Here is a 12,195-nt window from a genome sequence, read left to right as displayed (position 1 = left end):
GTTTCGTACCGAAGTGCCCCGGCGACAGGGCTCTTACATCATAGTTCAGCCCGTGCGCCTTGCGTCCCGCTTGAAGGCGGCGCTTCGCCGCCCAGTGGCGCGGCGATGGCTTCCAGCGACTTGCGTTCCGCGTCGACCCCGTAGCGCAAGGCCAGCAGTCCGGCGACGATGACCAGCGCCGCCGCGAGCGCGTAGCCCGCGGCCACGGCTTGCCGGCTGCCGCTTTCGATGAGCAGGCCGAACAGCGCCGGGCCGGCGAATCCGCCGGCGCCGGTGCCCACCGCATAGAAGGCCGAAATCGCCAGAGCGCGGGTTTCCAGGGGAAAGACCTCGCTCACGGTCAGGTACGCCGAACTGGCCGCCGCCGACGCAAGGAAAAACACCGCCGACCAGCATAGGGCCTGACTGCGGGCGTCCAGCAGGCCCGCCATGAATGCCCAGCCGGTCAGCGCCAGCGTCGCGCCGGCCGACACATAGGTCGCGGCAATCATGCGGCGCCGGCCCACGCGATCGAACAGCGGTCCCAATATGAGCGGACCGAGCACATTGCCCAGCGCGAACGGGAAGATGTACAAGGCGACGCCGCTTTCCGACACGCCCATGAAGCGGGTCAGCACCAGCGAGTAGGTGAAGAAGATGGCGTTGTAGAAGAACGCCTGCGAAATCATCATCGCCAGCGCGACGACGCTGCGCCGGCGGTACCGGCGCGTGAGCACGTCGGCCACTTCCCGCAGCGTGGGCGCCGCGCGCCGGCCGAAGGTGACGAAATCCGACACCGGCGCCAGCCGACCGTGGCGGGCGGCCACCTCTGTTTCGATCGCTTCGATAATGCGGTCGGCCTCGTCGGCGCGTCCGTGCGAAAGCAGCCAGCGGGGGCTCTCCGGGACATGGCGCCGCACGAGCAGTATGGCCAGGGCCAGCACGGCGCCCAACGCGAAGCCGGCGCGCCAGCCGTTTTCCGGGCCCAGCACGCGCGCATCCAGCAGAACCAGGGAGAGCGCGGCGCCCAGGGCGGCGCCCACCCAGAAACTGCCGTTGATGGCCAGGCTGACCCGGCCGCGCACCCGCGCCGGCACCAGTTCGTCTATGGCGGAATTGATCGCGGCATACTCGCCGCCAATGCCCAGTCCTGTGGCAAAGCGGCAGACGGCGAAGAAGATGAAATCCGTCGATAGGGCCGTCACCAGCGTCGCGGCCATGTAGATCGCCAGCGTCATCAGAAACAGGCGCTTGCGTCCGAGCCGGTCGGCCAAGCGCCCGAATATCAGCGCGCCCGCCACGGCGCCCGCGATATAAAGGGAACCCGACCAGCCCACTTGCGCGGCATCCAGCCCCAGCGTATCGGGCCGTTCCAGCACGCTGCCCAGCGACCCGACCAGGGTTACCTCCAGGCCGTCCAGCACCCACGCCACGCCGAGGGCAGTCACCACACGGGTGTGCCATGACGACCACGGCAAGCGGTCGAGACGGGCTGGGATGTCGCTTTGCACGGCGCTCATGATGCGTCAGTGTGCCCAGGCCGGACGCGGGCGCGGCGTGTCAAAATCCTTGCGACGGATACCAATAAAGACACGCCGCTCGGGAGGCGCCAGCCGCACCATGCTCGACCTGAACGAGTTTCTGACCTTCTCGGCGGTGGCGGAGGAAAAAAGCTTTTCCCGCGCCGCCGAAAAGCTGGGCATATCCAAAGCGTTGGCGAGCAAGCACGTTGCCGACTTGGAGCACGCGCTGGGTGTCCGTTTGTTGCATCGCACCACGCGCAAGATCGGGCTGACCACCGCCGGGGCGCTGTTCCATGAGCGCTGCCGGCAACTCATCGCCCACGCGGAGGAAGCCCGTCACGAAATCGAACAGTTCCGCAGCGCGCCGGGCGGCCTGATCCGGGTCAGTTCCGCCATGGCGTTCGGCCGCCGCCACCTGGTGCCGGCAATATCCCGGTTCCTGGCCCGCTATCCGGATGTCTCGATCGACCTTGACCTGACCCAGTCCTTTCCCGACCTGGTGACCGCGGGGGCGGATGTGGTCATCCGCCAGGCCGACGAGCCGCTGCTGGTGGCCCTGGTGGCCCGGCGCCTGGCGCCGGTGCGCTGGGTGGCGTGCGCCAGTCCCGGGTACCTGGCGCGCCATGCGGCGCCCAGCACGCCGGCCGAACTGGCCGGGCACAATTGCCTGGTGTATTACGTCAACAGCAGGGGGGAGTGGACCTTCACCGATGCCGCCTGCCGCGTCCATACGGTGCGGCCGCGCGGCAACTTCAAGGCCAACAGCGCCGACGCCGTGCTGCATGCAGCCCTGGGCGACCTGGGTATCGGCGTGGTGCCGACCTTTGCCGCGGGCGACGCGCTGCGCAGCGGCGCGCTGGTCCAGGTACTGGCGGGATACCGGCTGCCCGAACGCGGGCTGTACGCCGCCTACCTGCCCAACCCCACGATGGCGCACAGCACCCGGCTTTTCGTGGGTTTCCTCAGCGAATGCTTCGGCGAAACGCCGTATTGGGATCGCGATCTGCCCTGAAGAGGCGCAAACGAAGGCCGGCCCGTGAACAGTCTGTTCACCGGTTCCTATTGAATCGCCGCTGCCGCCCGTCCACCATGCCTGCTCCGCCTCTACCGACAGGAAGACCGCATGACGCAGGCAGAACAGCCGTTGCAGCAGGACAGCGCCTTATCCGGCACGGGCGCCGTAACGTGGCAGGGAGGCCAGGAACACTGGGTCCGGCGCGATCCCGGCGTCACGCTGTTCCTTTGGCACAAGCCGGCGGCGCCCGGCGTGCCGCATGCGGGTACGGTGCTCTTCGTGCATGGCTCGTCCATGGCGTCCCAGCCCACCTTCGACCTGCACGTGCCGGGGCGGCCGGACTCTTCGGTCATGGACTGGTTCGCCGCGCGCGGGTTCGATACCTGGTGCATGGATAACGAGGGCTACGGCCGTTCCAGCAAGCATCGGCCCATCAATTCCGATATCGACAACGGCGCGCAGGATCTGGCAGCCGGCAGCGCTTACATCCTTGAACGCGCCAGTGATGACCGGCTGATGATCTACGGGATTTCCTCGGGAGCACTGAAGGCCGCGCTGTTCGCGCAACGGCATCCGGAACGGGTGGCCCGCGTCGCGCTGGATGCCTTCGTTTGGACCGGCGAAGGCAGCCCCACGCTGGCTCAGCGCAAGCAAAGGCTGCCGGAATTCCTGGCCAGGAATCGCCGCCCGATCGACCGGGCCTTCGTCGAAAGCATCTTCTCGCGCGACCACCCGGGCTGCGCCGATGAAGCCACCGTCGCGGCTTTCGCCGATGCCATTCTTTCCCTGGACAGCTCCATGCCGACCGGCACGTATGTCGACATGTGCAGCAAGCTGCCCTTGATCGACCCGGACAGACTGACCGTGCCGGCCCTGGTCATGCGCGGCGAATACGACGGGATCGCGTCGCTGGACGATCTACTGGCATTTTTCCGGCGGTTGCCCAACAGCTTCAAGCAGTTCACCGTTATGCAAGGCATCTCGCACGCCAGTTTCCAGCAGAAAAACTACAAGATGGTCTACCACATCCTGCATGCCTTCTTCACGCAGCCGGAGCCGGTCTATCGCTGAATGAAGCCCGGCCCCGGCGAACGAGCCCGGACCACCGGGCCGCGATATCCGAACAGGAGGACAACCATGCGATACCGTTTTGCAGGTGTGCTGTCGCTGTTCGCGCTTTGCGCGTGCCTGGCCGCCCAGGCGCAAACCGCAACGCCGGAGCGCTATCCCAATGCGCCTGTGCGGCTTATCGTGCCATTCGCCCCCGGCGGCTTCACAGACGTCGTCGCGCGTCTGCTGGCGGAGAAACTCGGCGCACGCCTGGGCCAGCCGGTGGTCGTGGAAAACCGCGTTGGGGCGGGGTCGACGATCGGCGCGGACTACGTAGCCAAGTCGGCGCCCGATGGCTACACCCTGGCGCTGGTGTCCACCACGCATGTGATCGGTCCCTGGCTGTACAAGAAGCTGCCGTACGACGCCATCGGCAGCTTCACGCCGATCATCAAGCTGGTGGACAGCCCTTATGTGCTGGTCGTGAATCCGTCCTTGCCAGCCAAAACCGTCGGCGAACTCATTGCCCTGGCCAAGGCCAGGCCCGGCCGTTTGGACTATGCCTCGTCGGGCAACGGCAGCAGCCAGCATCTGGCCGCCGCGCTTTTCGCGACGATGGCCGGCATCAAAATCAACCACGTCCCGTATCGCGGCAGCGGCCAGGCGCTGAACGACATCATCGGCGGCCAGGTGTCGATGGGGTTTCTGGGCGTGACGGCGGCGCTGCCGCAGATCGCCGCGGGCCGGCTGCGCCCGCTGGGCGTGACCACGCGGCAGCGTTCGCCGGATCTGCCCGGCGTCCCGACCCTGGACGAGGCGGGCGTGCAGGGCTACGAAGCCACCATCTGGCTCGGCTTGCTGGCGCCGGCGGGCACGCCCAAGCCGGTGATCGACACGCTGCACGATGCGACCGCCGCGGTCATGCAGGACCCGGAGGCGCGCAAGGCCCTGGCAGCCGCCGGCCTGACGTTGAGCCTGAGCAGTGAAAACGAATTTGCGGAGCTGCTCAAATCCGAATCCGCGAAGTGGGGCAAAGTCGTTCAACAGACTGGCGCCACGGTGAATTGACGGTGTGGGAGTTCCGTCGCCGCGCCCGCGGCGGCACGGGCCCGCTGTGCGAGCCGGCCCCCGGGATTGCCGGCGTCCGGCGTCAGGGCAGAGCGGCGGGATAGCTATCGAGCGCCAGGCGGATCTGCTGGCGGATATCCCATTCCTGCAGGGATGCCTGGACGGGACCGTAGAAGGCCCCGTCGCGAACGAGGAACATGGCCGGCAGGTGAAACACCTCATAGCGTTGCACCAGGCCGCCATTGTCGCCCGCATCCACCCAGCAAAGCCGGTGCACGGACAGCGCCATGTCCGGCAGGCGTTCCCGCGCCAGGCGGCAATTGGGGCAGGTGCGGCTGTGAAATACCACCAGCGACAGGCCGGGCGCATCCAGCAGGAAGCGGTCCGCCGTGCCGTCGTTCAAATCGATCTGTTCCATCCAAGCGATATCGTTTCCGGACACGCCTCATATTAGCGCCATGCCGCGCCAGCGCCTTCGGGTGTTCAAAGGCGCGGCGCGAGGTCATCAGCCGCGGGTAATATAGGCCGGCGCCCGGTCCCCGCGTCCGGGCGGCCGCATCCCATAGGCATCTCGTCGAGGCTCCATGCAATCGAACGGTTTTTTCGAATCCCTGGGCAATGTCCTGGGCGAAGTCATACGGACCATCGTCAGCGCGCTGCGTTATCTCCTGGGCGGCATCGGCCGCGCGATCGGCGACTTCTCCGCCGGCCTGGCGCATGCCATGGGCATGAGCCCCAATCTTTTCAACTTCGCCGTGCTTTTGCTGGGCGTGCTGCTGCTGATCGCGGCGGTGCGCGCCTTGCTGCGGCGTTCGATTGTGGGATTCCTGTTCTGGGCAATACTTGCCGTGCTGGTGCTGGGCGCGCTGATCGGTTAGGCGCGATCCGAACCCGGCCATGGTGGCCGGCGGGGCGATCCGCCGGCTTTGCGAACTCTGGGAGGACGGATATGGCGGAAGGGCGCATACGCGTCGGGATCGGGGGCTGGACCTACGAACCCTGGCGCAAGACGTTTTATCCCGAGGATCTGCCGCACAGCCGCGAACTGGAATACGCCAGCCGGCAAGTGACGGCGATCGAAATCAACGGCACGTACTACAGCACCCAGAAGCCGGCATCGTTCGCCCGCTGGCGCGACGAAACGCCGGACGACTTCGTTTTCTCGCTCAAGGCGTCGCGCTATGCGACCAACCGGCGCGTATTGGCCGAAGCGGGCGAATCCGTGCAGCGCTTCATCGGCAGCGGCGTGGCGGAACTGCGCGACAAGCTGGGGCCCATCGTGTGGCAATTCGCGCCGACCAAGGCCTTCGACCCCGAGGATTTCGAGGCCTTTCTGGCGTTGCTGCCCGGGGAGGCGGATGGCCGCAGGCTGCGCCACGTCATGGACGTTCGCCACGAGAGCTTCATGGACGGGCGATACCTGAAGCTGGCGCGCAAATACAAGGTGGCGACGGTTTTCACCGATTCCGACAAGTTCCCGTCCTTCGCCGATCTGACGGGCGATTTCGTCTATGCCCGGCTGATGCGTTCCAGCGCCGGCAATCGCGCGGGCTATCCGCCCAAAGGCTTGCAGGCCTGGAGCGAGCGCGCCCGGGTCTGGGCGGGCGGCGGCGAGCCGGACGACCTGCCGCGGGTCGAGCCGGTTGGCGCGCGGCGCGCCGCGAAAGCGCGGGACGTGTTCATCTACTTCATCGATGGCGACAAGGAAAAGGCGCCCGCCGCGGCGCAGGCCTTGTTGAGCCGGCTGGCGCAGTGACGCTGGCAGGGCTGCGCGGCGGCCGGATTGCCGGTATGCTGGCGTGCCGCCCAAGCGGGCGCCAGCCCTTCAATCCCTCGATCCCTTCGCTTCATCATGACCCGCCTGAACGAATACGGGCAAGCCATCGGCGATGCCCTGCCTGACTGGACGCCACGCGCCAGGCCGCCGGCCACGCCCATGCAGGGGCGCTACTGCCGGATCGAACCGCTCGATCCGGCTCGCCATGCGGCCGATCTGTTCGACGCATACCGGCAGGCGCCGGACGACCGGCTCTGGACCTATCTTTCCACCGGCCCGTTCCACGATGCCGCCGCGTTCGACGCCTTCATCGAAAAGGCCGCCGCCAGCGCCGATCCCATGCACCATGCCATCGTCGATCTGGATTCGGGCAGGGCCATCGGGACGGCGGCCTTGATGCGCATCGATTGCGCCAACGGCGTCATCGAAGTGGGGCACGTCTGTTATTCGCCGCGCTTGCAGCGCACGCCGCACGCCACCGAGACGCAATACCTGTTCATGAAGCGCGTATTCGACGAACTGGGTTACCGCCGCTTCGAATGGAAGTGCGACAGCCTGAACGAGCCATCGCGCAAGGCGGCCCTGCGCTACGGCTTCACTTTCGAAGGGATCTTCAGGCAGGCCATCGTGTACAAGGGACGCACGCGGGATACCGCGTGGTTCTCCATGCTCGATCGCGAATGGCCGGCCCTGCGTCCCGGTTACGAGGCCTGGCTCGCGCCCGGCAATTTCGATGCGCAAGGCCGGCAGCGCCGCACGCTGGCGCAATGCATGGGGCGGGGCCAGGGCGAATGAAGGGCACGGGTTACCATAGGCCGTCTTTCCCGTTTCCACCGAATCGAGATACATGGCCTTTTCGCGATTTACCCGTTTGCATGGCTTGACTCCTTCCTTGCGCCGCTGGGCGCCCGTCCTGGCGCTCGCCGCGACCGGCATCGCCGGATGCGCGGCGCCGGCCACCGGCGCGCCGGAACAGGCAGCCAACGCGAGCGCCGGTCCGGTCGCATCGATCCCGCAGGACCAGGACCGCGATCCCGCCCAGTGCCTGGCCTCTTTGCGGGCCACCGCGCCGGCCAACGGCATCAGCGTGGCGGATTTCGACCGCTATACCCAGGGCAGCAAACTGCTGGCCGTGACCGTGGCCGCGGCAAAGGCGCAGCCGGAAGGCAAGGAAACCTGGTGGGATTACATCGCCAAGACGGTGGACGACCAGCGCGTCCAGGAAGGCATGGCCGTGCTGGACAAGTCGCGCGCCGCCCTGGGCGCCATCGATGACAAATACCAGATCGACAGCGAACCCCTGGTCGCCATTTTCGGTATCGAAACCAATTACGGGACGCAGCTCGGCAAGGTGGACGTGCTCAACGCCTGGCTGACGCGTGCGTGCACGGAGCAGAAGCCGCTCTGGGTGAAGAACGTATATGCTTCGGTCCGGCTGTTGCGCGACGGCACGGTGGATCGCGATCGCTTCATCGGTTCCTGGAGCGGCGCCTTCGGCATGACGCAGTTCATCCCGACGTCCTTCTACGAGCTGGCGGCGGACGGCGACGGCGATGGCCGTATCGATCTTTACAACTCCTTGCCCGACGCGCTGGCGTCCACGGCCAATCACCTGCTCAAGCGCCGCGCAACGTGGTCGCGCGGCATGCCGGCGGTGATCGAAGTGCGCCTGCCGCCCGCCATCGCGGCAACGCTGCCGGCCGCGCCGGATGCGGAGATCATGAACCGCGACGATCGCCGCTCGCTGGCGCAATGGGCCGAGGCCGGCGTGACCCGCGCGGACGGATCGCCGCTGCGTACGCTGTCGCTATCGCAACCCTGGGACGGCGTGCAGGCCTATCTGTTCGCGCCCACGGGATCGCAGGGGCCCGCTTTCCTTGCTACGCGCAATTTCGACGCGATCCTGCATTACAACCAATCGCACAAGTACGCGCTGGCGGTAAGCCTGCTGACCAACCGCCTGAAGGGCGACCAGGGCCTGGTGGCAGCGTGGCCCACCGACGACCCGGGCTTGTCGCGCGCCCAGATAAAGGCCTTGCAAACCATGCTCGCCGAACGGGGCTACGACATTGGCGTGCCGGACGGGATTCCGGGCAGCAAGACCCGGCAGGCCGTGGCGGCGGAGCAGCAGCGGCTCGGGCTGCCGCAGGACGGCCGCGTCGGGTACCGGATTTTCAGCGCCCTGCAGCGTCAATAGGCGGCAGCGCCAGGTCCGCCGTTCCGGGCCTTACCCAGCGCACGCATTCGCGCGTGGTGTCGATGCAGCCTCCGTCCACATAGACCCCGCGCGGTTCGCGCAAACGCACCATTTGGCGCAGGATGCGCGCGACCTCGTCCGGGTCTTCCATGGTCGCGCGCACGCGTGCCTCCACGCGCGATTCATCCAGCCGCAGAACGCCTTTGTCGTCGGTATAGACCCCGTGCCGCCAGTGGTAGATTTCGACGCATTTCGCCGTCAGGCTGAAAGGGCGCTGGTGCTGCCAGAAGTTGTTGAACAGGCCGCCGCCAAGGTAGAACACCCACGATCCCTCGAAGCCTTCCACGTTCGACGAATGTTCGTCGGGATTGCGAAACCACAGGCGGTCGCCCGGCACGTAGAATTTGGGCGGCAAGGGATCGTCCATGGACCCGTACTCGCGCAGGAATACATCATGGAACAGGCCCGACATAATGGCCCGGGTCTCCCACTGACGCTGCAGCTGCGCCAGCAGTGGCGGGTTGCAGATGGCAAGCTCCTGGGCGATACCCAGCAGCGTCACGTACTCCGTCGCCCGGTAGCAGGAAAAGGCGTAGAGCTTGCCCGAGGCTTCCGGCTGGGTCGCCTTGATCAGTCCTTCGATCAGCGACTTGCCGGGCAGGATGGTAAAGCCGCGCGCCTCATCGTAGGTCCAGTAGTCTTCGGGACGCTCGGCATGCTCCGTATCGAAAGCCAGTTCGGTACGGCTTGCGGCATGCACGATGTTCAGCTTGATGCGCACGGCGGACACGAATTCGTCGTGGCTGGGGTAGCGGAAAGGAACGGGCGACGCCAGCATGGCGAGCACGATCTCGCGCTCGCGGTTGCGCTCCCGGTCCGGAAAGCGATCGTCCAGCGCCGCAGCAAGCCCCGTCGTATCGAACGCCGGCGTCCAGTGCGCGGCCGCATCGCCTGTCAACCGGAACGCCATCGCGGCCTCGCCGTCGTCCGTGATAGGCACATGCTCTGTCCATTCCCGCAGGCCCAGTCCGGCAAGGTAATCCGCCATGCGGGCCGCCTCATCGCTGCGCGCGCGCCCGGACATCAGATGCACGCCGACGGTGCGGGATGGGGCGGAAAACGGGGTGGCGCGATTCACGAATAAGCCCTCCATGCGGGCGACAAGGATGGGGAAATGCGCTGACGAAAAACTGAACGCGAGGCCGCAAAAAATGGCGTCAGCCGCAATCCCATGCCGGATTTCGCGATCATAGGCGATCGGCCTATCATTGCCCGCATTCGCGCGGCCGGCTCTTCGCATCGGGAGCCGCGGCGCATAGAGAGGGGAAATGAAGGAAAGTTCGTCGCAGCGCGGCATGTTGTGGGTAGTGGCCGCGGGTTTTTTCATGCAGTCCCTGGATACGACCATCGTCAACACGGCCTTGCCGGCCATGGCGGCCAGCCTGCACGAGGCGCCCCTGGCGATGCGGCCCGTCGTCGTGGCGTACTCGCTGGCCATGGCCATGCTGACCCCGGCTTCGGGCTGGCTGGCGGACCGGTTCGGCACCCGCCGCGTCTACTTCGTTTCCATCCTGATCTTCGTGCTCGGATCCCTGTTCTGCGCCATGTCGTCCACCTTGCCGCAATTGATCGTGGCGCGCGTGGTGCAGGGCGTGGGCGGCTCCATGCTGCTGCCGATCGGGCGGCTCAGCATATTGCGGTCGATACGCGGCGACGATTACATCGCCGCGTTGGCCTTGATTTCCGTGGCCGGGCAAGTCGGCCCCATGATCGGGCCGATGACCGGCGGATGGCTGGTGCAAGCGCTGAGCTGGCACTGGATTTTCCTGATCAACCTGCCGATCGGCATCCTGGGACTGGCGGCGGTGCGGCGATACATTGCGCGCGGGTCCCTGGCCGCTGCGCCGGGCTTCGACTTCGTCGGCTTCGCGTTGCTGTCCACCTGTATGGTGGCGTTCTCGCTGGCGATGGAAGGCACGGACGGGCCTGACCGCGCCGGCTACGGCGCAGGGCTGATCGCGCTCAGCGCGCTTGCCGTGGCGGCATATGTGGCGCACGCCCGGCATCGCCCGCGCCCCTTGTTCCGTCTGGCGTTGTTTCGGGACACCACATTCAGCGTCGGGCTGCTGGGCAACCTGGTTTCCCGCATCGGCAGCAGCGGCGTGGCCTTTCTGGTGCCGCTGCTGCTGCAGCTGCAGATGGGCTATACGCCGCTTCACGCCGGCATGATGATGTTTCCCATCGCGCTGGCGGCCCTGATCACCAAGCGCTGGGTCACGCCCTTGGTGCGGCGCTTCGGCTATGAGGCCTTCCTGTCGGTGAATACCGTGGTGGTGGGCGTGTCGATCATGTCCTTTGCCCTGATCGCGCCGGGATGGCCCCTGGCGCTACAGATTCTTCAGCTGTCCGTGTTCGGCGGCGCCAACTCCATGCAGTTCGCCGCCATGAACAGCGTCACGTTGAAGGGCCTGAGCGTGGAGGACGCCGGCAGCGGCAACAGCCTGTTCTCCATGGTCCAGATGCTGGCGCTCAGCCTGGGTGTGAGCCTGGGCGGCGGCATGGTCGGGCTCTTCTCGCACGGCCCGCATGCGGACGGCGCAGGCTTTCGCCTGACTTTCCTGTGCGTGGGTGGCATCACGCTGCTTTCCACGCTCATTTTCAGGCGACTGGCGTTGCGCCCCGCACGCGGCAGCGCCTGACCTGTGCCGGCGCTGCCGGTATGACGCTTGCGAGTTCCTCCCGTCGCGACGCGCGCCCTCTGCGGCGCGTCGCCTTCCATCAGGAGGACGTCATGACCCGTTTCACGAACAAAGTTGTCATCGTCACCGGCGCTGGCTCCGGCATCGGCGCCGCCACGGCGCGCCGTTTCGCGCAAGAGGGGGCAAGCGTGGTTCTTGCCGGCCGCACCGAAGAGAAGTTGCGCAAGGTCGCCGACACCCTGCCGCAGGATCGCGCCCTGGTCTGCGTGACGGACGTCGCGCAGATGGACCAGGTTCAGCGTCTGGTGAAAACGGCGGTCGAACGCTTCGGCGCATTGCACGTCATGGTGAACAATGCGGGTATCGCGCCCGGCGGCCGCATCACGGAAGCCTCGCCGCAGGACTGGCGCAACGTCATGTCGGTGGACGTGGACGGGGTATTCAATGGCTGCGCGGCGGCCATTCCGGAGCTGATCAAGACCGGCGGGTCCATCGTGAACGTTTCCTCGGTATCCGGGCTGGGCGGCGATTGGAAGATGAGCTTCTATAACGCCGCCAAGGGCGCGGTCACCAACTTCACGCGGGCCCTGGCCATGGACTACGCGCGCGACGGCATACGGATCAACGCCGTCTGCCCCAGCCTGACGCGCAGCGAGCTGACCGCGGACATGTTCTCGGATCGCGCGCTGATGGAGAAGTTTGCGGAGCGCATCCCCATGGGGCGCGGCGCCGAGCCGGAAGAAATCGCCTCGGTGATTGCCTTCCTTGCCAGCGACGATGCCCGCTTCGTGACCGGAGTGAACCTGCCGGTGGACGGCGGTCTGACCGCATCGAACGGACAGCCCCCGCAAGGGTAATGCACGCCGCCGCTACGGTCGCGCGGCACA

General features: G+C 66.6%; 12 protein-coding genes. 9 read left to right on the top strand and 3 right to left on the bottom strand.

The genetic code is table 11. The features are described from left to right. Positions 1-38 precede the first annotated feature (38 nt). Complete coding sequence (locus tag CAL13_RS13035; protein WP_086057774.1) at positions 39-1,499, bottom strand: MFS transporter; 1,461 nt, start codon at positions 1,497-1,499, stop codon at positions 39-41. A 100-nt stretch (positions 1,500-1,599) separates the two neighbouring features. Between CAL13_RS13035 and CAL13_RS21245 the strand changes: the two genes are divergently transcribed. The 3 genes from CAL13_RS21245 (at position 1,600) to CAL13_RS13015 (ending at position 4,635) form a co-directional block, all read left to right on the top strand. Then, positions 1,600-2,514: a LysR family transcriptional regulator gene (locus CAL13_RS21245; protein ID WP_198297845.1), complete on the top strand. Its 915-nt coding sequence runs from the start codon at positions 1,600-1,602 to the stop codon at positions 2,512-2,514. A 111-nt stretch (positions 2,515-2,625) separates the two neighbouring features. After that, positions 2,626-3,588 carry an alpha/beta hydrolase gene (locus CAL13_RS13020; RefSeq protein WP_086072612.1) on the top strand — a complete coding sequence of 321 codons (963 nt, stop codon included), beginning with the start codon at positions 2,626-2,628 and terminating at the stop codon, positions 3,586-3,588. 66 nt (positions 3,589-3,654) lie between these two features. After that, entirely contained in the window at positions 3,655-4,635 is a 981-nt protein-coding gene (locus tag CAL13_RS13015; protein ID WP_157664870.1) for a tripartite tricarboxylate transporter substrate binding protein, read from the top strand. Between the two features lie 82 nt (positions 4,636-4,717). Here the strand turns inward: CAL13_RS13015 and CAL13_RS13010 are convergent, their stop codons facing one another. Then, entirely contained in the window at positions 4,718-5,053 is a 336-nt protein-coding gene (locus CAL13_RS13010; RefSeq protein ID WP_086072610.1) for a thioredoxin family protein, read from the bottom strand. A 166-nt stretch (positions 5,054-5,219) separates the two neighbouring features. Between CAL13_RS13010 and CAL13_RS13005 the strand changes: the two genes are divergently transcribed. From CAL13_RS13005 to CAL13_RS12990, 4 genes are all read left to right on the top strand, one after another. Continuing rightward, the gene (locus tag CAL13_RS13005; RefSeq protein ID WP_086057770.1) at positions 5,220-5,513 is read left to right on the top strand and encodes a hypothetical protein; all 294 of its coding nucleotides are present in this window, start codon (positions 5,220-5,222) and stop codon (positions 5,511-5,513) included. Positions 5,514-5,584: 71 nt separating this feature from the next. Next, complete coding sequence (locus CAL13_RS13000) at positions 5,585-6,391, top strand: DUF72 domain-containing protein (RefSeq protein WP_086072609.1); 807 nt, start codon at positions 5,585-5,587, stop codon at positions 6,389-6,391. Positions 6,392-6,487: 96 nt separating this feature from the next. After that, entirely contained in the window at positions 6,488-7,207 is a 720-nt protein-coding gene (locus tag CAL13_RS12995; RefSeq protein ID WP_086072608.1) for a GNAT family N-acetyltransferase, read from the top strand. Between the two features lie 52 nt (positions 7,208-7,259). Next, positions 7,260-8,609, top strand: a complete 1,350-nt coding sequence (locus CAL13_RS12990; protein WP_086057767.1) for a lytic murein transglycosylase — start codon at positions 7,260-7,262, stop codon at positions 8,607-8,609. Here CAL13_RS12990 and CAL13_RS12985 read toward each other — a convergent pair. Continuing rightward, a complete protein-coding gene (locus CAL13_RS12985; RefSeq protein WP_086073640.1) occupies positions 8,587-9,693 on the bottom strand; it encodes a hypothetical protein in 1,107 nt (368 codons plus the stop codon). The two genes, CAL13_RS12990 and CAL13_RS12985, sit on opposite strands and share 23 nt — an antisense overlap. 244 nt (positions 9,694-9,937) lie before the next feature. On the opposite strand from CAL13_RS12985, the gene mdtD reads away from it, so the two are divergent. Further along, entirely contained in the window at positions 9,938-11,308 is a 1,371-nt protein-coding gene (gene mdtD / locus CAL13_RS12980; protein WP_086072607.1) for a multidrug transporter subunit MdtD, read from the top strand. A 92-nt stretch (positions 11,309-11,400) separates the two neighbouring features. Further along, positions 11,401-12,165 carry an SDR family NAD(P)-dependent oxidoreductase gene (locus tag CAL13_RS12975; RefSeq protein WP_086059447.1) on the top strand — a complete coding sequence of 255 codons (765 nt, stop codon included), beginning with the start codon at positions 11,401-11,403 and terminating at the stop codon, positions 12,163-12,165. The last annotated feature ends 30 nt before the right edge of the window (positions 12,166-12,195 follow it).

The sequence above is a fragment of the Bordetella genomosp. 9 genome (assembly GCF_002119725.1).
Classification (GTDB): Bacteria; Pseudomonadota; Gammaproteobacteria; order Burkholderiales; family Burkholderiaceae_B; genus Bordetella_C.
This window is presented reverse-complemented; position numbering and strand designations above follow the sequence as displayed.

Coding starts and splice junctions, on each gene's coding strand:
- mdtD (WP_086072607.1), top strand. CDS start 9,938: ATGAAGGAAAGTTCGTCGCAGCGCGGCATGTTGTGGGTAGTGGCCGCG.
- CAL13_RS13020 (WP_086072612.1), top strand. CDS start 2,626: ATGACGCAGGCAGAACAGCCGTTGCAGCAGGACAGCGCCTTATCCGGC.
- CAL13_RS13005 (WP_086057770.1), top strand. CDS start 5,220: ATGCAATCGAACGGTTTTTTCGAATCCCTGGGCAATGTCCTGGGCGAA.
- CAL13_RS13035 (WP_086057774.1), bottom strand. CDS start 1,499: ATGAGCGCCGTGCAAAGCGACATCCCAGCCCGTCTCGACCGCTTGCCG.
- CAL13_RS12975 (WP_086059447.1), top strand. CDS start 11,401: ATGACCCGTTTCACGAACAAAGTTGTCATCGTCACCGGCGCTGGCTCC.
- CAL13_RS12985 (WP_086073640.1), bottom strand. CDS start 9,693: ATGTCCGGGCGCGCGCGCAGCGATGAGGCGGCCCGCATGGCGGATTAC.
- CAL13_RS21245 (WP_198297845.1), top strand. CDS start 1,600: ATGCTCGACCTGAACGAGTTTCTGACCTTCTCGGCGGTGGCGGAGGAA.
- CAL13_RS13015 (WP_157664870.1), top strand. CDS start 3,655: ATGCGATACCGTTTTGCAGGTGTGCTGTCGCTGTTCGCGCTTTGCGCG.
- CAL13_RS13010 (WP_086072610.1), bottom strand. CDS start 5,053: ATGGAACAGATCGATTTGAACGACGGCACGGCGGACCGCTTCCTGCTG.
- CAL13_RS12995 (WP_086072608.1), top strand. CDS start 6,488: ATGACCCGCCTGAACGAATACGGGCAAGCCATCGGCGATGCCCTGCCT.
- CAL13_RS13000 (WP_086072609.1), top strand. CDS start 5,585: ATGGCGGAAGGGCGCATACGCGTCGGGATCGGGGGCTGGACCTACGAA.
- CAL13_RS12990 (WP_086057767.1), top strand. CDS start 7,260: ATGGCCTTTTCGCGATTTACCCGTTTGCATGGCTTGACTCCTTCCTTG.